This is a genomic window from Saccharibacillus sp. WB 17 (assembly GCF_008634075.2).
GTDB classification, from domain to species: Bacteria; Bacillota; Bacilli; order Paenibacillales; family Paenibacillaceae; genus Saccharibacillus; species Saccharibacillus brassicae.
Genome location: NZ_VPFK02000010.1, coordinates 1 through 20,136, shown reverse-complemented (window position 1 = coordinate 20,136; position 20,136 = coordinate 1). Strand labels below are relative to the sequence as shown.

Below are 20,136 nucleotides of genomic sequence, written 5' to 3'. Positions count from 1 at the left end.
AAAACGGCATGATGCGCCGGCGTTCCCAAGAAATTTCAACTCCCGGCCCGGCCGGGCGGCGCTCCCTGCGGAGTCCGGCCGCCGATGCGTTCCCCCCGCATCTTGGGCTGCCGTCTTTTCCCGCCGGCTCTGCCGCCCGCCAAGCCTGCTCCTGCCGTCTTTTGCAGCGTGTATCTTTGTTCCGACCGGCGGTCTGGACCGCCGTTTCTTCCCGAGTGGCAAACTGCCCGCGACCCTGTAAAAAGCCTGCGGACAGACAAATCCAGTTTATCACTTTTCTGCGTTTAATCCTATCCTGAAATCCGCCCCGGACCTGTTCGATGCCAGCCGCAAACGTCAGAGCGCGCAGCCAAAAAAAGCGCCGCCCGAAGGCAGCGCTGTGGCCTCCCCGCCGCCGGGGAAGCTTCGATCCGAACTTCTGTTCCACGTGAAACAAGCCTGTTACACGAGCGGCTTTTTCATCGGGAGACCCGGCGTACGCGGATACTTGTACGGCGTGATCGCGAACTTCGAGACTCGGATAATATGGCGGTCCGAGTCGTCGGACGGCAGCCGGAACGCTTCGACGCCCACGATCTCGCCGCGCAGTTCGCGCAGGCTCTTCTGGGCATCGGCAATTTCTTCGGCCGGGTCCGTGCCTTTCATCGCCGCGAAGATCCCTTCCGGCTTGACGAACGGCAGACAGAACTCGTTCAGCACGGCGAGGCGCGCTACCGCGCGGGCCGTCACCAGATCGAACGAATCGCGGTAGCCGCGTTTATGTCCCCATTCTTCGGCGCGCCCGTGCAGGAACTCGGCATTTTGGAGCCCGAGTCCTTCCGACAGCGCCTTGAGGAACGTGATCCGCTTGTTCAGCGAATCGATGATGCACAATTTCAGGTGCGGGAACGCGATTTTGAGCGGAATACCGGGGAAGCCGGCGCCCGAGCCGATATCGGCGAGGGTGTTCACCTTTTTCATGTTCACGTAAAAGGCCAGCGTCAGCGAATCGTAGAAATGCTTCTCGTACACCTGCTCCCGCTCGGTAATGCCGGTCAGATTCATCTTCTCGTTCCATTCGACCAGCAGTTCGTAATACGTCTCGAACTGCTTCAGCTGTTGTTCGTTCAGTTCGATCCCGTGCGGCTTGAGCCGATCCGTGAACCGTTGTTGTATCTCGTCCATGCTTACCCCCGTACCGCCGCTGCCGCTACCCGGTTAACCTGTTCCAGGTAGACGAGCAGGATCGAAATATCGGCGGGCGTTACGCCGGAAATACGCGAAGCCTGTCCGATCGACAGCGGCCGAATCGCGGCCAGCTTCTGCTTCGCTTCCATCGCCAGACCGCGCACTTCTTCGTACGCCAGATCTTCCGGAAGCTTTTTCTTTTCCATTTTCTTCAACCGTTCCACGTGCGCCATCTGCTTCTCGATGTAGCCGGCATATTTCACCTGCACTTCGACCTGCTCTTTCATCTCTTCGTCCAGTGCTATGTCGGTCGGAACGATCGGTTCGATGTCGACGTACGACACTTCCGGACGGCGCAGGATGGTCAGCAGATCGGAGCCGTTGTTGATCACGGCCGAACCGATCCGTTCAAGCATCGGATTCACCTGGTCTGGATGCACTTTCGTTTTGCGCAGCCGTTCGATCTCCGCATCGACTTTCGCTTTTTTGTCGAGGAACGCTTCATAGCGCTCTTCCCCGATCAATCCGATCTCGCGGCCAATCGGCGTCAGACGCAGATCCGCGTTGTCGTGACGGAGCAGCAGTCTGTATTCGGCGCGCGAAGTGAGCAGGCGGTACGGCTCGTTCGTGCCTTTCGTGACGAGGTCGTCGATCAGGACCCCGATATATCCCTGCGAACGGTCGAGCACGATGCCGTCCAGCCCCTGCGCTTTGCGCGCGGCGTTGATGCCGGCCATGATGCCTTGTCCCGCGGCTTCTTCGTAGCCCGACGTTCCGTTCAGCTGTCCGGCGGTGAACAGGCCCGGCAGCAATTTCGTTTCGAGCGTCGGCCACAGCTGCGTCGGCACCATCGCGTCGTATTCGATCGCGTAGCCGTTGCGCATGATTTCAACCTTTTCCATACCGGCGATCGTGCGCAGCATGCTCAGTTGAACGTCTTCCGGCAGGCTGGTCGACAGCCCCTGCACATAATACTCGGCCGTGTTTTTGCCTTCCGGCTCCAGGAAAATCTGGTGCTTCGACTTGTCGCTGAAGCGCACCACTTTGTCCTCGATAGACGGACAGTAACGCGGGCCGGTACCTTCGATCAGACCGGAGAACATCGGCGCGCGGTGCAGATTGTCGTTGATGATCTGATGCGTATCCGGCGACGTGTAGGTCAGCCAGCACGGAAGCTGCTCGTTGGTCGACCCTTTCGTTTCGTAGGAAAAGAACTTCGGCTTCTCGTCGCCCGGCTGGATCTCGGTCTTGGAAAAGTCGATCGTGTCCTTGTGCACGCGCGGCGGCGTGCCTGTCTTGAAGCGGACGAGATCAAAGCCAAGCTCGCGCAGATGTTCGGCCAGGCGCACGGACGGCTGCTGGTTGTTCGGGCCGCTCTCGTACATCAGCTCGCCCATGATGATTTTGCCGCGCAGGTATGTGCCGGTCGTCAGTACGACCGACTTGGCGGTATAGCGCGTGCCGGTCTTGGTCAGCACGCCGACGCATTTGCCGTCTTCGACGATCAGTTCTTCGACCATGCCCTGGCGCATGGTGAGATTCCGTTCTTTTTCCATCGTTTCCTTCATCGTCTGCTGGTAATCGAATTTATCGGCCTGCGCGCGCAGCGCGTGCACGGCCGGGCCTTTGCCGGTGTTGAGCATCCGCATCTGGATAAACGTCTTGTCGATATTGCGTCCCATTTCGCCGCCGAGCGCATCGATCTCGCGCACGACATGGCCTTTGGCCGGGCCGCCGATCGACGGGTTGCAGGGCATGAACGCGACCATGTCGAGGTTGATTGTCACCATCAGCGTCTTGCAGCCCATCCGGGCCGCGGCCAACGCCGATTCGACGCCGGCATGTCCGGCCCCTACGACGATAACGTCAAATTCTCCGCCTGAGTATGTCATTTGGTTTTCCCTCCTTAAGGGGTGCTCGCACAACAGGCTGCGGGCGCAAAAAGTTCCTTCAATCGCTTCCTGCCTTCGGGATGCCTGATTGAATTGGGCAGGGAAGCATCCCGAAGACAGAGGCGAACGCTTCGCTTTTCCGGAATCTTTTTGCCCCTTCGCCTGCATGCTCGCATAAGTTTAAAAAGCTGGCTTCGCTGTAGTTGTAGAGAAAGGCTGCGGGCAAAAGCGCCTTCGCCTGCATGCTCGCATAGATGAACAGCCGACTTCGCTGTAATTGTAAAAGAAAAGACTGCTGAGGTTTATTTGCCCAGACAAAACTGGGAGAAGATCTGGTCGATCAGCGAGTCCTGGGCGGTATCGCCGACGATCTCGCCGAGCTGTTCCCAGGCCATGCGGACGTCGATCTGGATCATGTCGATCGGCACGAGCATCTCCGCCGCTTCGATCGCGTCGCGCAGCGAACGCTGCGTCTGGTGCAGCAGCGCGATATGGCGCACGTTCGATACGTACGTCAGGTCGGCGCTTTCGAGTTTGCCGGCGAAGAACAGCGAGGAGATGGCTTCTTCCAGCCGGTCGATGCCTTCGCTGTCTTTAACGGTCATCGGCACGATCAGCTCTTCTTTGTAGAATTGGCGCACTTTTTCCGTCTCGATTTTTTGCGGCAGATCCATTTTGTTCAAAATAACGATCGACTGGCGGCCGCTGATCTGCTCCATCAACCGGACTTCTTCTTCGTCCAGTTGATCGCCGCCGCTGAGCACGAGCAGGATCAGGTCGGCTTCGTTCAGCGCGGTGCGGGAACGTTCGACTCCGATCCGTTCCACGACGTCCAGCGTCTCGCGGATGCCGGCCGTGTCGAGCAGCTTGAGCGGAATATTGTTGATCGTAATGAATTCTTCGATCACGTCGCGCGTCGTGCCCGGAATGTCGGTGACGATCGCCCGGTTCTGGCCGGACAGCGCGTTGAGCAGCGACGATTTGCCGACGTTCGGGCGGCCGACGATCGCCGTCGTAATGCCTTCGCGCAAAATTTTGCCCTGATTGGACGTTTTGAGCAGCCGTTCGACTTCTTCCAGCACGGCTCCGCATTTTTCCTGGATAAACAGCGAGGTCATCGATTCCACGTCATGCTCGGGATAATCGATATTGACTTCGATATGCGCCAGCGTCTCGATCAGCGTCTGCCGAAGTTGCTGGATGCGGCGGGACAGATCGCCTTCCACCTGCTTGAACGCGACGGAGAACGCTTTGTCCGACTTGGAGCGGATCAGGTCGATAACGCCTTCCGCCTGCGACAGGTCGATCCGGCCGTTCAGAAACGCGCGCTTCGTGAACTCGCCCGGTTCGGCCAGACGGATCTTCTGCTTCAGCAGCAGTTCCATGATGCGCCGGACCGAGACGACGCCGCCGTGCGCGCTGATCTCGACTACGTCTTCCGTCGTGAACGACTTGGGCGCGAGCATCAGGGTGACGAGCACTTCTTCCAGCTTCTCCTTCGTGTCGGGATCGACCATGAAGCCGTAATGCACCGTATGGGTAGGAACTTCGGTCAGCGGCTTGGCGCCGCGAAACAGCCGGCTGACTTCCCCGACCGCTTCGGGCCCGCTGACGCGAATCACGGCAATGCCGCCTTCGCCGACGGCCGTGGAGATCGCTGCAATCGTATCGCTAATCATCTGGTTGTTCCTCGCTTTCTCGGCATGTTCGTTCCGATGCCTATATACAAGAAGAAACGGACCGCTTCCGCCGCTGCGCGGCGTCGATTCGGGACGTTCCGCGCAGAGCCCGGAAGCTTCCGCAGCCCGTTTCCTTCGAATTCAATGGTTGGTGTCCGACTCCGCAAACGGCAGAGGCCCCCTTCGCCGTAAAGGCAAAGAGGGCGCTCGCCGGGAACGGTCGGCTTATTTGAGCGTGATCACGACGCGCCGGTTCGGTTCGTCGCCCCGGCTTCCCGTCTCGACTTCGGGATGATTCTGCAGACGCGCATGGATGACTTTGCGCTCCTGCGAAGGCATCGGCTCCAGCACGACTTCCTTGCGTGAGCGAACGACGCGTTCGGCCAGGCGATCGGCCAAATCTTCGAGCGTCTTGGCGCGGCGGCGGCGGAAGTTCTCCGCATCCAGCGTCAGACGGATGAACTTGTCCGAATCGCGGTTCGCCACGACGCTTGCGAGCAGCTGCAGCGCATCCAGCGTCTGGCCGCGGCGTCCGATCAGCATCCCGAGATCCGGGCCCGAAATGTCGAGCAGGCCGCCATCCCGGTTCTTGCGGATATCGACTTCGACTTCGAGGCCCATCGACTCGGCCACGTCGCGAATAAAATCGGCCGCTTCCCGGTAGCGTTCTTCGGGACGGACGCCGGCGGATGCCGACGCTTCCCGCTGCGGCGCGGCGGACCCGGCAGGGCCCGGTGCGGCCGGATTCGGCCGTTCCCGGCGCGGCGCGTCGGTTCCGCCTTCGCCGGTCGGCTTCGCGGGTGCCGGCGCGGCCGGGTTCGGCCGCTCGCGGCGCGGCGCAAGCTCGTCGGCGGGCATCTCCCGCCGACTGCCCGGAGCGCGCGCTTCCGTCTGGGCGGAAGACGGCGCAAGATCGGCAGCGGCGCGATTCGAGCGGATCAACGTGAGTTCGACTTTGGCCTTTCGGCCGCCGAACAGTCCGAGAAATCCTCGGGAAGGATGCTCCAGCACGTTCACCTCGACGCGATCCCTCGCGGCGCCGAGCTGAGCCAGCCCCTGCGATATGGCTTCTTCTACCGTTTTTCCCACAGCCGTCACTTTGCTCGTCATCGAATCCGCGCCCCCTTGTGTTCACGCTTCGTCCCTGAATATGCTCGTCGCTTGGATGGTTATCTTGTCTTTTTCTATAAAAGGAATTACCGTTTTTTCTTTTTCTTTTTACGGCTCGATACCGGGCCTGCGCCCTTCGCGAGGCTTACGCCGCCATTTTTGCCGGCAGGCTTCGTTCCGCCCTGCTGCGCGATAACGGCAGCTGCGGCTTTCGGATCGTTGTTGCGGTACAGGAAGAAGTTTTGCACGATCGTGTAGACGTTACTCATGGCCCAGTACAGCGGGAGGGCGGACGGGAATTGGTAACCCATGAAGAAGATCAGTACCGGGTACACGAACAGCATGAACTTCATCGGGCCCTGCTGCTGCGCCGGGTTCTGACGCATCATCAGCCACGTTTGCAGGAAAGTCGTTGCCGCCGCGAACAGCGTCAACGGAATGTCCGGCTTGCCGAGTTCCATCCAGAGGAAGGAATGCTGCGCCAGATCGCTGTTATAGATAATGGCGTTGTACAAGGCGATAAAGATCGGCATTTGAATGATCAACGGCAGACAGCCTGCGGCCGGATTGACTTTGTTCTCCTGGAACAGACGCATCTGCTCCTGCTGCATGCGCTGCGGATCGTCCTTGAACTGCTCTCTCAGCTTCTGCATTTCCGGTTGGATCTTCTGCATCGCTTTGGAGCTTTTGACCGATTTGATCGTCAGCGGCAAAATAAGCGTACGCACGATCAACACGAGCAGCAGTACGGCCAGGCCATACTCGCCCCCGAACCATTCGGCGAACGTGTCCAGAGCCAGAGCGAACCAATACACCACGTTGCTCTGCCAGAAGCTGCCGCTGTTTTTCAAGTCTTCTGTCGTATGCAGCACCGTAGTCGGCGTACAGCCCGCAAGGACGGTAATCAGCAGGACCGCGGCGATAACGAACAGCCACTTGCCTCTGCGTTTGAACAAATGAGACACTTGATAACCCCTCTCTTGACCTTCATGTTCCTGCACTCCCGTGAGGCTTGCTGCCGCGCTGAACCTTCTGTCGGCAGTTGTGAAAATCATACCATAATTAGCGCGTTATTTGAAACGCAAAAAAGCGCTTCATCCGCGGACCCCCGGACCGCCCGTTTCGCGGCCTTTGCGTTTGAGCAGCGAGGATTTGCGAAGCACGTGCATGACGCTCTTCTCCAATTCCTTATACTCCAGATCGAGCGCGCCCTTGCGGACGATGAAGACCAGGTCGAGACGGTCGACGATTTCGTCGGCATGCTGCCGGACGATTTCTTTCATGAGACGGCGCATCCGGTTGCGAACGACCGCATTGCCCACTTTTTTGCTGACCGATACGCCCATGCGAAATTGCTCGACGTCACGCTTCGGAAACCAGTACAGGACCAGCTGCCGGTTCGCGAAAGACTTGCCGTGACGGTATACGCGGGTGAACTCGGCACGGTTTCGTAATCGTAGCTTTTTTTGCACCTTTTCTCGCGTCCCCTTTGTTTAAGAAAAAAAAGACCACCTCCAGGTGGTCTTCGCTCATGTGCCCGAACTTACGCGCTCAGCACTTTTCTGCCTTTGAGACGACGAGCAGCCAGCACCTTGCGGCCGTTTTTCGTGCTCATTCTTTTACGGAATCCGTGCACCTTTTTGCGCTTTCTGGTGTTTGGTTTGAAAGTAGGACCCATTACAATAGCACCTCCTTTTGCAGGTAGTACAGGTTTTGCAAAATCGCTAAACCAATATAGTTTCACACATTCGTTCTTCTTCTCGCAGAACATGCCTTTTATCATTTAATCATGCGTTTCCAGCAAAGTCAAGCAAAGTTCTTGCGATCGTCTTCTCTTTTTCCTGTCGAAAAAAGGGCCGAAAAGGTTCTATATAAGGAAGGGTAAATTTCGCGGCCGGCCGGAACGCTTTCTTCTCCCTCTTTTGAGCGGCTGGAAAAAAAGGTTCGGACGCGATCGGCTGCGCCTGTTCAAGGCTTTTTCGTGGCTGCTCCCTTTTTCGCCTTGCCATGCCCCGCTGCCTTTTCCTGCTCCTCGCGCCCGCAACCTTCTCCGGCCGATCCTCCCTCTTTTTCACGCCTCCGCTGCATGCCTGTACCCTCTTCCGATTCCCTCTCCGCTTTTTCGCTCGGCGGCTGCGGTCTTCCCACGCTTCTTCTTCCTCTCCCTCGTATTCCGTCCTTCTTCAATTCGGGTTTCCCTGCTCTCCCTCTTTTGTCCCGGCCTTTTCGATTTTTCGACTTGCGTGCCTGCTTGCTCGGCCATCCGCAGCGCTTTGAAAGTTATCCACAATCGGCGTTTCAAGCTGGCAAAGGGCTGCCGTCCAAAACAACGTTTTTGCGTAATGCACTTTTCCACCATATTGCCTTTTGGCCTGTGCATAATTTTCGTCCGCCGATTTATTAACAGTTCGCTTCTGAACACGTTATGAACAATATCTTGTGGTGTGGATATCTATTATGCACAAGGTATTGGTATTGTGGATAATATAACGAGAAACGTTGAAATAGGCGGCTTCTTTTGCTATGATTAGATTACTTTTCGGTGTGAATATCCGGTTTTAGCCTCTATATTATCAACAGTCTGTGGATAAGGTTGTGCACAAGTTCAATTTATCCTTCTTTTTTTGTTCCCATTATTCTTGATAGTGGGGATAACCCTCTCTCGGCTTTCCAAATTTCCGAAAAATTTCGGCGGGTGCTCCGGCTCAAGCCACATCGTACGATTTCAAAGGAGTGACAGTTTGTGGACAGCCATACCGCTCAATTGTGGCAACAAATTCTATCGATCATCCAGACCAAGCTGAGCAAACCCAGCTTCGACACCTGGTTCAAAGCAACGGAAGTGATTCAACTGACCCAGGGCGCGCTGACCGTCTCGGCCCCGACAACGTTTGCCGTAGAGTGGCTGGAAAGCCGATATACGAAATTGGTGGCGCAGGTCGCGTTCGACGTGCTCGGACGCAGCGTGACCGTCAAGTTCGTCATCGAAGAACCCGGACATGAGGAAGAGTTGCTGCAAAGGCAATCTTCGCCGCCGCCGACGCCCGTTCAGGTCAGCGTCGAGGCGAATACGAACATGCTCAATCCGAAATATACGTTCGATACGTTCGTGATCGGCTCGGGCAACCGCTTTGCCCATGCCGCGTCGCTCGCCGTCGCCGAGGCGCCGGCAAAAGCCTATAATCCTCTGTTTTTGTATGGGGGAGTCGGCCTGGGGAAAACGCACTTGATGCATGCGATCGGCCATTACATTTTGCAGCACAATCCGAGCAGCCGCGTCGTGTACATCTCTTCGGAGAAATTCACGAACGAGTTCATCAACTCGATTCGCGACAACCGCGGGGAAAGTTTCCGGAACAAGTACCGGAATATCGACATCCTGCTGATCGACGACATCCAGTTCATCGCCGGCAAAGAGTCGACGCAGGAAGAGTTTTTCCATACGTTCAACGCGCTGCACGAGGAGAGCAAACAAATTATCATTTCCAGCGACCGGCCTCCCAAAGAGATTCCGACGCTGGAAGAACGTCTGCGTTCGAGGTTCGAGTGGGGGTTGATCACCGACATCCAGCCGCCGGATTTGGAGACGCGGATCGCGATTTTGCGCAAAAAGGCACGGGCGGAAAAGTTGGATGTCCCGAACGAAGCGATGATGTACATCGCGAATCAGATCGACACGAACATCCGTGAACTCGAAGGCGCGCTGATCCGCGTGGTCGCCTATTCGTCGCTGACGAACCAGGACGTAACCGCGCATCTGGCAGCCGAAGCGCTCAAGGATATCATTCCTTCCAGCCGGCCGCGGATCATCACGATCCAGGATATCCAGCAGCGGGTCGGCGAGTATTACAACTTGAAGATGGAAGACTTCAAAGCGAGAAAACGGACGAAGGCGATCGCGTTTCCCCGCCAGGTGGCCATGTATCTGTCGCGCGAGCTGACCGATTACTCGCTGCCCAAAATCGGCGAAGCTTTCGGCGGACGCGACCATACGACGGTTATCCACGCGCACGAAAAAATCTCCCGGTCGTTGAAGATCGACCAGGAGCTGTCCAAAGTTGTCCACAGCCTTACGGAAAAAATCAAAAATCCGTCCTGAATAAGCAAAAAGCCTATGCACAACTTATACACATGTGGATAGGCTTAGTTTGTTATGTTTTTCGGGCTTTTTATGAGGTTATCCACATATCCAGTGCCCCTACTACTTTTACTATAAAGATCTTAAAGAATATATTATCTATTACAGGAGTGACGAGATGAAGATCAGCATTTCCAAATCCCACCTCAGCGACGCCATTCAACATGTATCCAAAGCCATTTCCAGCCGGACGACCATTCCGATTCTCGGAGGGATCAAATTCGACGTGGCTTATCACGGCGTGACCCTGACCGCAAGCGATACGGACATTTCGATCCAATCGTTTATTCCGGCCGAGCAGGACAACAAAACCGTCGTCGCGGTAGAGAAAGTCGGCAGCGTTGTGCTCCCGGCCAAATTTTTCGTGGAGATCATCAAAAAGCTGCCGACCTCGGAGATCGAGATGGAAGTGGGCAGCGGATTCCAGACCTTTATCCGCGCGGGCGCGACGGATATTCAACTCGTAGGTCTGGACCCGGAAGAATTCCCGGTTCTGCCGAGCATCGAAGAAAATCGGGTCTTGTCCGTACCCGGCGATCTGCTGCGGCATATGATTCGTCAAACGGTGTTCTCGATTTCGACCCAGGAGACGACTCCGATTCTGACAGGCGTCATGTGGAGCCTCAAAGAAGGGCAGCTCAAATTCGTGGCGACGGACCGTCACCGTCTGGCGACGCGAACCGTACGCCTGGAAGGCACCGAAGACCTGGAATTCAACAACGTTGTCATTTCCGGCAAAACGCTGAACGAACTGAGCAAGATCATTCCCGACCAGAACACGCTTGTGGACATTGTCGTCGCCGACAACCAGGTGCTGTTCAAAGTCGATCGCGTCCTGTTCTACTCGCGCATTCTCGACGGGCTGTATCCGGACACGTCGAAGATCATCCCTTCGAGCCACAAGACGCGGCTGCTGCTCGACACGAAAAACCTGAGCGAGTCGATCGACCGCGCCTACCTGCTGTCCCGCGAAGAAAAAACGAACATCGTGCGCATGCAGACGCTCGAAGCGGGCGGCATCGAAATTTCGTCCAGCTCGACGGAACTCGGGCGCGTGCAGGAAGAAATCCAGTTGGCGGAATTCGAAGGCGAGCAGCTTCGTCTGTCGTTCAACTCGAAATACATGCTCGACGTGCTCAAAGTCATCGAAAGCGAACAGCTGACGATCCGGTTCACCGGCGTCATGAGCCCGATCATCATCGAGCCGACGGACGACAGCAACAGTCTGTATATCATCCTCCCTTACCGGACGACCAACTAGATTTTTTGGTTTTTGAACACAAATCCGATTCCGAAGAAAAGGCAGCAGGCGGAGGGGAAGTTCCAGTGAACAAGCGATCGTAACGGAACTTTCCCGCAGCCTTCCCGCCTTTTCTTTTTGACACAACCCCGAAAGGAAGGCAAAATGATGAATGAAGTTTCGATTCGCACGGAATATATCAAGCTCGACACCTTTCTCAAGCTGGCCGACTGCATCTCCACCGGAGGCAGCGCCAAAATACTGATTGCCGAAGGCCTGATCAAGGTCAACGGGGAAAACGAAGAACGCCGCGGACGCAAGCTCTATCCGGGAGACACGGTCGAAGTGGACGGGGAAGACTCCTTCAAGGTCGTCCGGGAAGGCTGACGCTTTCGCTCCGCAGCCGTTATCCACAAGCAGCGTACAAGATCCGCAAAGGGCGGGTTATCCACTATCCACAGCAGACGGGGCGGCTTTGCGACGTGCAAATGCGGCCCCGTCTTCATTTTGCGGCGGCGCACAGGAGGCATCGAAACCACGTGCAAGTTAGAGACATCGCACTCAAAAATTACCGCAACTACGACGAACTGAAACTGGAAAACTTCGGAAGCGTCAACCTGATGATCGGTCGCAACGCGCAGGGCAAAACGAATCTGCTGGAGTCGCTGTTCGTGTTGGCGCTGACCAAATCGCACCGCACCGCCAAAGATCGCGAACTGATCGCTTTCGGCGAAGATTCCGCGTACGCGGGCTGCCACGTGGAGAAAAAGTACGGGAACGTCCATCTGGAATTGTCGCTGTCGCCCAAAGGCAAAAAAGCGAAGATCAACGGGCTGGAACAGCGCAAGCTGAGCGATTTTATCGGGACGCTGAACGTCGTCATGTTCGCTCCGGAAGACCTGGAGATCGTCAAGGGAACGCCGGGCATCCGCAGACGTTTTCTCGACATGGAGATCGGGCAGGTGCAGCCGAGCTACCTGTTCCACCTGCAGCAGTATCAAAAAGTGCTGCTGCAGCGCAACAATATGCTCAAGCAGTCCTACGGCAAGACGCCGGACCCGGTTATGCTCGACATCTGGAACGAGCAGCTCGCCACGCACGGAGCCAGTATCGTGCGCCGGCGCAAGCGATTTATCCGCAAGCTGCAAATCTGGGCGGAAGATATCCACAAGGGGATAACCGGCGGGAAGGAACAGCTTCTGCTGCGTTACATGCCTTCGTTCGGCGAGGTCGAAGAGGAAGATGAAGCTGTCTTATTGGAACAATTTATGATAAAATTATCACAAGTGCGCGAACAGGAAATCCGCAGGGGGACGACCCTTGCCGGACCCCATCGGGACGACCTGACCTTTTTTATCAACGAAAAAGAAGTGCACAATTTCGGCTCCCAGGGCCAGCAGCGCACGACCGCGCTCTCGCTGAAGCTGGCGGAGATCGAACTTATCCATGAAGAAATCGGCGAATATCCCATTCTGCTGCTCGACGACGTGCTGTCGGAGCTCGATCCGTATCGGCAGACCCAACTGATCGAGACGTTCCAGAGTCGGGTGCAGACTTTTATTACCGCGACCGGGATCGAGACGATCCATGCGGAGAAATTGCAGGGCGCGCATATTTATCAGGTGAGCGAAGGGATCGTCGAATCCTGAAGAAGTTCCTCGAGGAGGCTTCGAATTTTTATGTATATTCATCTCGGCGGAGAAAAAATTATCCGTTCTTCGGAACTGATCGCCATTTTCGACGTGTCCATCGAAAAGTCTTCGCGCATCTCCAAGCAGTTCGTGACCGCCGCCAAAGAAAGCAAAAAGGTGGAAGCGATCGGCGAGGAAGAAGCGAAGTCCATCGTCGTTACGAAGTCCGTCGTCTACTATTCGCCTATTTCTTCCGCGACGCTGAAGAAGCGCTCCACCACGTTCGGCGCAGGCATGTGACACCGGCAATCGCCGGCATACAGCATCGGGTTTTAACTTTTTTACCTATACGCCGCCCTTCCCGCTGCAGCTTCTACAGGCTGCGGGAGCGGGCGTTTCGTATTCTTTTCTCACAATTTCGAAAACTATAGGAGTGGGTGAACGAAGCATGTCAATGGATCAACAATCGTATGATGCCAGTCAGATACAGGTCCTTGAAGGACTGGAAGCGGTGCGCAAGCGTCCGGGTATGTATATCGGTTCGACGAGCGCCAGAGGTCTTCACCATCTCGTATGGGAAGTCGTGGACAACAGTATCGACGAAGCGCTCGCCGGCCACTGCGACCATATTCAGGTCATCGTGCACGAGAACAACAGCGTAACCGTCATCGACAACGGCCGGGGCATCCCGGTCGGCGAACATCCCAAAATGAAACGTCCGGCGCTCGAAGTCGTCATGACCGTCCTGCACGCGGGCGGCAAATTCGGCGGCGGCGGATATAAAGTGTCCGGCGGCCTGCACGGCGTCGGCGTCTCGGTCGTCAACGCGCTGTCCGAGAAAATCGTCGTTCAGGTTAAGCGCGACGGCAAAATCTACGAGCAGGAATACCGTTACGGCGCTCCGCAGTACGACCTGCGCGTCATCGGCGAGGTGGAGGAAGAAGGCGAGACGGGCACGAAGACGACGTTCCAGCCCGATCCGCAGATCTTCACCGAGACGGTCGTATACGACTACAACACGCTGCTGACAAGAATTCGCGAGCTGGCGTTCCTGAACAAAGGGATCATGATCTCGCTGCTCGACGAGCGGACAGGCGAGAACGCTTCGTTCCACTACGAAGGCGGCATCGGCGAATACGTCCAATTCCTCAACCAGAACAAAATCGTGATCCAGGAAAACCCGATCTACGTCGAAGGTTCGCGCGACATGATCGCGGTCGAAATCGCGATTCAGTATAACGACGGCTATGCCGAGAACATTTATTCGTTCGCGAACAACATCCACACGCACGAAGGCGGTACGCACGAATCCGGCTTCAAGAGCGCGCTGACGCGCATCATCAACGATTACGCGCGCAAAGCCGGCGTGATCAAGGACGCGAACAGCAACCTGACCGGCGACGACGTGCGCGAAGGTCTGACGGCGATCATCTCCGTCAAGATTCCCGAGCCGCAGTTCGAAGGACAGACGAAGACCAAGCTCGGCAACAGCGAAGTTCGGGGCATCGTCGAATCGCTCTTCTCGGAGAAGCTGACCGACTTCCTGAACGAGAATCCGTCCGCGGCGCGGCGCATTCTCGACAAAGCGCTTCAGGCGTCGAGAGCCCGCGAAGCGGCGCGCAAAGCCCGCGAATTGACGCGGCGCAAAAGCGTGCTCGAAGTCAGCGCCCTGCCGGGCAAACTGGCCGACTGCTCGTCGAAGGACGCTTCGATCAGCGAAGTGTACATCGTCGAAGGCGACTCCGCCGGCGGCTCGGCCAAACAGGGCCGCGACCGGCACTTCCAGGCGATCCTGCCGATTCGCGGCAAGATCCTGAACGTGGAAAAAGCCAGATTGGACCGGATTCTCTCCAACCTGGAGATTCGCGCGATCATCACGGCGATCGGTACCGGTATCGGCGAAGACTTCGATATCGCCAAAGCCCGCTACCACAAAGTCGTCATCATGACCGACGCCGACGTCGACGGCGCGCATATTCGCACGCTGCTGCTGACGTTCTTCTACCGCTACCTGCGCCCGATCATCGAAGCCGGCTACGTCTACATCGCGCAGCCGCCGCTGTTCAAGATCGAGCGCAACAAAACGGTCGTCTACGCGAACTCGGAGAAAGAACGCGACGAGATCATCGCAAGCTTCGGCCCGGGCGTCAAAGTCAACGTGCAGCGCTACAAAGGTCTGGGCGAGATGAATGCCGGACAGCTGTGGGAGACGACGATGGACCCGGAAAGCCGGACCATGATGCAGGTCTCGATCGGCGACGCCATGCTGGCCGATACGCTGTTCGACACGCTTATGGGCGACAACGTCGAACCTCGCCGCGATTTCATTCAGGAGCATGCCCGCTACGTGACGAATCTGGATATTTAACGCCGGATTTCCCCCTTTTCGGGGAGAGGGCAAAGAAGAGGCGGCCCGCAGGGGCGTCTCTTCTTTTTTTATATGCAAAACGGTTGAAAATGCGCAATAAACGTTTTTTTGGCACCGCTTTTCCGTCATAAATTACGGACATCCGGCCGGATTAATGGTATAATAATAAGGATGTGGAAGCCGCATATTCCGGCGTTTGCAAGATGATTTCAAGGCTTTATTTTCAAATACAAAAGCAGCCGTAAAAGCAGGACCCCACGTGATTATGCAGGCACCAACGGTACGGGATTCGAACCGCTTTTTCCCCGGAAACAGGCAGGCCCGAACCCGTGTCCAAATAGAAGGAGGCAGTCATGGCGGAAGAACAAAGATCGCAGGTCATAGATCGGGATATCGGCGTAGAAATGCGCGAGTCCTTTATGGATTACGCAATGAGCATCATCGTCAGCCGCGCGCTGCCGGACGTCCGGGACGGATTGAAGCCGGTCCACAGACGGGTTCTCTATGCGATGTCCGAACTCGGCATGTCGCCGGACAAGCCGTTCAAGAAGTCGGCGAGAATCGTCGGCGAAGTTATCGGTAAATATCACCCGCACGGAGATACCGCGGTATACGAGACGATGGTCCGTATGGCGCAGGACTTCTCGATGCGCTACATGCTCGTCAACGGACACGGGAACTTCGGTTCCGTCGACGGCGACGGCGCCGCAGCGATGCGGTATACGGAAGCCCGTCTTTCGAAGATCGCGATGGAAATGCTGCGCGACATCAACAAAGAAACGATCGATTTCCAGCCGAACTACGACGGCGAAGAGCATGAACCGGTCGTGCTGCCGGCACGTTATCCGAACCTGCTCGTCAACGGCGTGTCGGGCATCGCGGTCGGCATGGCGACCAACATCCCGCCGCACAACCTCGGCGAAGTCATCGACGGCGTTCAGGCGCTGATCGAGAACCCGGATCTGACGCCGATGGATCTGATGGAATATATCCAGGGACCGGACTTCCCGACGTCCGGCTACATTCTCGGACGCTCGGGCATTCGCCAGGCGTATCAGACGGGCCGCGGCTCCATCACGATGCGAGCCAAAGCGGAAATCGAAGAATTCGGGAACAAGGCGCGGATTATCGTGACCGAGATCCCGTACCAGGTCAACAAAGCGCGGCTGGTCGAGAAGATCGCCGAATTGGTACGCGAGAAGCGGATCGACGGCATCACCGACCTGCGCGACGAGTCCGACCGCAACGGTATGCGGATCGTGGTCGAACTGCGCCGCGACGTGAACCCTAGCGTCGTGCTGAACAATCTGTACCGCCATACGGCGATGCAGTCGACGTTCGGCGTGAACATGCTGGCGATCGTCAACAACGAGCCGAAGATTCTCAATCTGCGGGACGTGCTGTATCACTACCTGGAGCACCAGAAAATCGTCGTGCGACGCCGCACCGAGTTCGATCTCAAAAAAGCGGAAGCGCGCGCCCATATCCTCGAAGGTCTGCGCATCGCGCTGGATCATCTGGACGAAGTCATCGCACTGATCCGCGGTTCGCAAACGGCGGACGCCGCGCGCGAGCAGCTGACGGAGCGCTACTCGCTCAGCCAGGAACAGACGCAGGCCATTCTCGATATGCGTCTGCAGCGCCTGACCGGACTCGAACGCGAGAAGATCGAAGGCGAGTACAACGAACTGCTGGAACGGATCAGCGAATTCCGCGCGATTCTGGCGGACGAGACGCTGCTCGTGCAGATTATCAGCGACGAGCTGAACGAGATCAAGGAACGTTTCGCGGACAAGCGGCGTACCGAGATCACGGTCGGCGAAGACAGCATTCTGGACGAAGACCTGATTCCGCAGGAAGAAGTGGTCATCACCATTTCGCATACCGGCTATATCAAGCGTCTGCCGGCAACGACGTACCGCAGCCAGAAACGGGGCGGACGCGGCGTAATGGGCATGGGAACCAAAGACGAGGACTTCGTCGAGCATCTGTTCGCGACCAATTCCCACAATCATCTGCTGTTCTTCACGGACCGGGGCAAAGTGTACCGGCTCAAGGCGTACGAGATTCCGGAACTTAGCCGCACGGCACGGGGAACGCCGATCATCAACCTGATCCAGATCGAGCAGGGCGAGTCGATCAACGCCGTCATTCCGGTGCACGAGTTCAAGGAAGACCGATTCCTGTTCTTCGCGACGGGCCGGGGCATCGTGAAGAAGACGCCTCTGACCGACTACGGCAATATCCGCAAAGGCGGTCTGATCGCGATTACGCTGCGTGACGACGATTCGCTGATCGGAGCCAAGCTGACCGACGGCGAGCAGGAGATCATCATGGGTACCGCTTCGGGCTTGTCGATCCGCTTCAAGGAGAGCAATGTCCGGTCTATGGGCCGCGGCGCTACGGGCGTCAAAGGCATCTCGCTCGAAGACGACGATACGGTCATCGGCATGGACGTCGTCAAGATGGACCGCGAAGTGCTGATCGTGACGAGCAAAGGCTACGGCAAGCGCACGCCGATCGGCGAATACCGGATTCAGACCCGCGGCGGCAAAGGGATCAAGACGATCAACGTCACGGAGAAAAACGGTCCGGTAGCAAGTCTCAAAGTCGTCAAATCCGAAGAAGACTTGATGATCATTACGACGAGCGGCACGCTGATCCGTACGAGCATGGACGGCGTCTCCTCAATGGGCCGCTATGCGCAGGGCGTAAGGCTGATTCATACTCGCGACGAAGATGCGGTAGCTACGGTCTGCCGGATCGACAAGAGCGACGAGCCGGACGAAGACGAACTGGGCGAAGGCGAATTGTCCGAAGAGCAGGCCGGTACGGTTGTGGCGGATGTCGAAGCCAAGGCTATGCTGGACATGCTGAATACCGATCCGGAAGCTTCCGAATAAGGATGAACCGGCTGCTTGAAAAGAGGGAGGTCCTGCGGGACTTCCCTTTTTTGCGTGAAAATCCGCTTTTCTTTAAAAGAGCGTACCCAAAACCGATTTCGGATATTTTTGGTATTGTTGCTCTTGGTATCACGGCATATAATCGAGATGGTAAGCAAGCGGGAGCAAGAACGGCCGGATTGGACAAGCGATCGACCGCAATAGAGGAGATGTATGCCATGGTAAGGGTACCCGTGAACGAGCTGGAAGCGGGAGTTAAAATAGCCGTTAACGTTTATACCGATAAAGGGAATCTGCTGTTTCAAAAAGGCAGGATCCTTCTTCCAAAAGATTTGGAGATTTTGCAGGCTTTCATGATCGATGAAGTCGAGATTCAGGGCGAAGCCGGAGACAGCGACAAAAAAGGAACGGAACCCGACGGCAAAGAATCCGCATCGCCGGGCACCGACGCGGCTCGTTCGGGCCCGAATCGCAGGGAACGCAGCTTTATGGAAGAATACGACCAGATGGTAGCCCTTATCAAGACCGGTTTTCCTTCCGTACTGGCGATGGAGATCCCGATCTTCCAGTGGCGCGCCCAACTGGAGAAGCTGATCGATCAGATTCAGGGATACCGGATTTTGGGCTTTACCCCGCGTATGCCGGACAAGCACGACTATATGTATCATCATGCCGTTCTGTGCGCGTTGACTTCCTATATGTTGGCACGCTGGTTGGACGTTCCGCAGAAGAACTGGATCCAGGTCGCTCTGGCCGGACTGCTGCACGATCTGGGCAAAGTCAAGATTTCGCCGATGGTCCTGCACAAGCCGACTCCGCTGAATGCCGAAGAAAAAGTCGAGATGAACAATCATACGACCTACGGCTACCAGATTCTCAAAAATGCGACGGCTTTGCAGGAAGGTGTTCTGCTCGCGGCGCTTCAGCACCATGAACGGATCGACGGCAGCGGCTATCCGTTGGCTTCGACCGGCGAGAAGCTGCATCTCTATTCGAAGATCGTGGCCGTAGCGGACATCTTCCACGCCATGACGCTGGACAGCGGCTATCGCGGCGCGACTTCGCCTTATCTCGTGCTGGAACAGCTCGAGAAAGATTCGTTCGGCAAGCTCGACCCGGCAATCGTACGCACGCTGATCAAACAGACGACGCAGCTGTCTCTGGGAACCCGCGTGAAGCTGAGCAACCGTAAGACAGGCGAGATCGTCTATGCCGACGCGCATCAGCCGACCCGTCCCATGGTATCGATCAACGGAGAGATCGTTAATCTGATGCAGGACCGCAAGCTGTTCATCATGGAAGTGCTATAAGGCGATATAGACTCTATATTAGTAGGAAAAATCAAGAGCCTCAGAGAAACGGGGCTCTTTTTCAATGATTATCAAAATGTCTCTAAAAAAAGGCTTGCTATCTGTTTGTGGGCGTGATATATTCTAGGAACGGCCTTGAGAGAGTGACCGAGCGGTTCGAACAAGTGAGCAGGACAAAGATGAAATCGAAATAGACGCTTCGCAAGAAGTTGAAAAAAAGATTTCAAAAAAGGCTTGCAAAACGGAAACGGACATGCTAATATATAAGAGTTGCTGCTGCGAGCGAAACAAGCGAGCGGGGCACACGAGTAAGACCGAGTAACACGNAAGCCTTGGCCCTAAGGGTTCCGGCTTTGAAGTCGCGGTTGCGAAAGTGTTCGCAACTTAATGGAGAGTTTGATCCTGGCTCAGGACGAACGCTGGCGGCATGCCTAATACATGCAAGTCGAGCGGATTAGATGAGAAGCTTGCTTCTCTGATAATTAGCGGCGGACGGGTGAGTAACACGTAGGCAACCTGCCTTTCAGTCTGGGATAACTTCCGGAAACGGATGCTAATACCGGATACATCATTTCTCCGCATGGAGAGATGAGGAAAGACGGCGCAAGCTGTCACTGAGAGATGGGCCTGCGGCGCATTAGCTAGTTGGTGGGGTAACGGCTCACCAAGGCGACGATGCGTAGCCGACCTGAGAGGGT

At 56.3% G+C, this 20,136-nt stretch carries 15 protein-coding genes and 1 rRNA gene; 9 read left to right on the top strand and 7 right to left on the bottom strand.

What is annotated here, in order from left to right:
• Positions 1-441 precede the first annotated feature (441 nt).
• The 7 genes from rsmG to rpmH all read right to left on the bottom strand — a co-directional run bounded on the left by rsmG (position 442) and on the right by rpmH (position 7,526).
• The gene (gene rsmG, locus FTE24_RS02800) at positions 442-1,164 is read right to left on the bottom strand and encodes a 16S rRNA (guanine(527)-N(7))-methyltransferase RsmG (protein ID WP_150234422.1); all 723 of its coding nucleotides are present in this window, start codon (positions 1,162-1,164) and stop codon (positions 442-444) included.
• 2 nt (positions 1,165-1,166) lie between these two features.
• Positions 1,167-3,059, bottom strand: a complete 1,893-nt coding sequence (gene mnmG, locus FTE24_RS02795; protein ID WP_150234424.1) for a tRNA uridine-5-carboxymethylaminomethyl(34) synthesis enzyme MnmG — start codon at positions 3,057-3,059, stop codon at positions 1,167-1,169.
• Positions 3,060-3,361: 302 nt separating this feature from the next.
• Positions 3,362-4,738: a tRNA uridine-5-carboxymethylaminomethyl(34) synthesis GTPase MnmE gene (gene mnmE / locus FTE24_RS02790; RefSeq protein WP_150234426.1), complete on the bottom strand. Its 1,377-nt coding sequence runs from the start codon at positions 4,736-4,738 to the stop codon at positions 3,362-3,364.
• Positions 4,739-4,963: 225 nt separating this feature from the next.
• On the bottom strand, positions 4,964-5,848 hold the full coding sequence (gene jag / locus FTE24_RS02785) for an RNA-binding cell elongation regulator Jag/EloR (RefSeq protein WP_150234427.1): 885 nt from the start codon (positions 5,846-5,848) through the stop codon (positions 4,964-4,966).
• Positions 5,849-5,934: 86 nt separating this feature from the next.
• Complete coding sequence (locus tag FTE24_RS02780) at positions 5,935-6,813, bottom strand: YidC/Oxa1 family membrane protein insertase (RefSeq protein ID WP_337190005.1); 879 nt, start codon at positions 6,811-6,813, stop codon at positions 5,935-5,937.
• A gap of 129 nt (positions 6,814-6,942) precedes the next feature.
• The gene (gene rnpA, locus FTE24_RS02775; RefSeq protein WP_150234429.1) at positions 6,943-7,320 is read right to left on the bottom strand and encodes a ribonuclease P protein component; all 378 of its coding nucleotides are present in this window, start codon (positions 7,318-7,320) and stop codon (positions 6,943-6,945) included.
• A 71-nt stretch (positions 7,321-7,391) separates the two neighbouring features.
• Positions 7,392-7,526, bottom strand: a complete 135-nt coding sequence (rpmH, locus tag FTE24_RS02770) for a 50S ribosomal protein L34 (RefSeq protein WP_018976936.1) — start codon at positions 7,524-7,526, stop codon at positions 7,392-7,394.
• Between the two features lie 1,065 nt (positions 7,527-8,591).
• On the opposite strand from rpmH, the gene dnaA reads away from it, so the two are divergent.
• From dnaA to FTE24_RS02725, 9 genes are all read left to right on the top strand, one after another.
• Positions 8,592-9,947, top strand: a complete 1,356-nt coding sequence (gene dnaA / locus FTE24_RS02765) for a chromosomal replication initiator protein DnaA (protein WP_150234432.1) — start codon at positions 8,592-8,594, stop codon at positions 9,945-9,947.
• 157 nt (positions 9,948-10,104) lie between these two features.
• Positions 10,105-11,247 (top strand): DNA polymerase III subunit beta, encoded by a 1,143-nt coding sequence (gene dnaN / locus FTE24_RS02760; protein WP_141447811.1) that lies wholly within the window; start codon positions 10,105-10,107, stop codon positions 11,245-11,247.
• A 147-nt stretch (positions 11,248-11,394) separates the two neighbouring features.
• On the top strand, positions 11,395-11,613 hold the full coding sequence (gene yaaA, locus FTE24_RS02755; protein ID WP_141450430.1) for a S4 domain-containing protein YaaA: 219 nt from the start codon (positions 11,395-11,397) through the stop codon (positions 11,611-11,613).
• Positions 11,614-11,765: 152 nt separating this feature from the next.
• Complete coding sequence (gene recF, locus FTE24_RS02750) at positions 11,766-12,875, top strand: DNA replication/repair protein RecF (protein WP_150234434.1); 1,110 nt, start codon at positions 11,766-11,768, stop codon at positions 12,873-12,875.
• Positions 12,876-12,905: 30 nt separating this feature from the next.
• A complete protein-coding gene (gene remB / locus FTE24_RS02745) occupies positions 12,906-13,157 on the top strand; it encodes an extracellular matrix regulator RemB (protein WP_150234436.1) in 252 nt (83 codons plus the stop codon).
• Positions 13,158-13,305: 148 nt separating this feature from the next.
• Positions 13,306-15,225, top strand: coding sequence for a DNA topoisomerase (ATP-hydrolyzing) subunit B (gene gyrB / locus FTE24_RS02740; RefSeq protein ID WP_141447814.1), 1,920 nt, complete (start codon positions 13,306-13,308; stop codon positions 15,223-15,225).
• A gap of 353 nt (positions 15,226-15,578) precedes the next feature.
• Positions 15,579-18,128: a DNA gyrase subunit A gene (gyrA, locus tag FTE24_RS02735; protein WP_150234438.1), complete on the top strand. Its 2,550-nt coding sequence runs from the start codon at positions 15,579-15,581 to the stop codon at positions 18,126-18,128.
• Between the two features lie 218 nt (positions 18,129-18,346).
• Positions 18,347-19,438: an HD-GYP domain-containing protein gene (locus tag FTE24_RS02730; RefSeq protein WP_141447816.1), complete on the top strand. Its 1,092-nt coding sequence runs from the start codon at positions 18,347-18,349 to the stop codon at positions 19,436-19,438.
• A 384-nt stretch (positions 19,439-19,822) separates the two neighbouring features.
• Positions 19,823-20,136, top strand: a 16S ribosomal RNA gene (locus FTE24_RS02725); the annotation flags it as partial.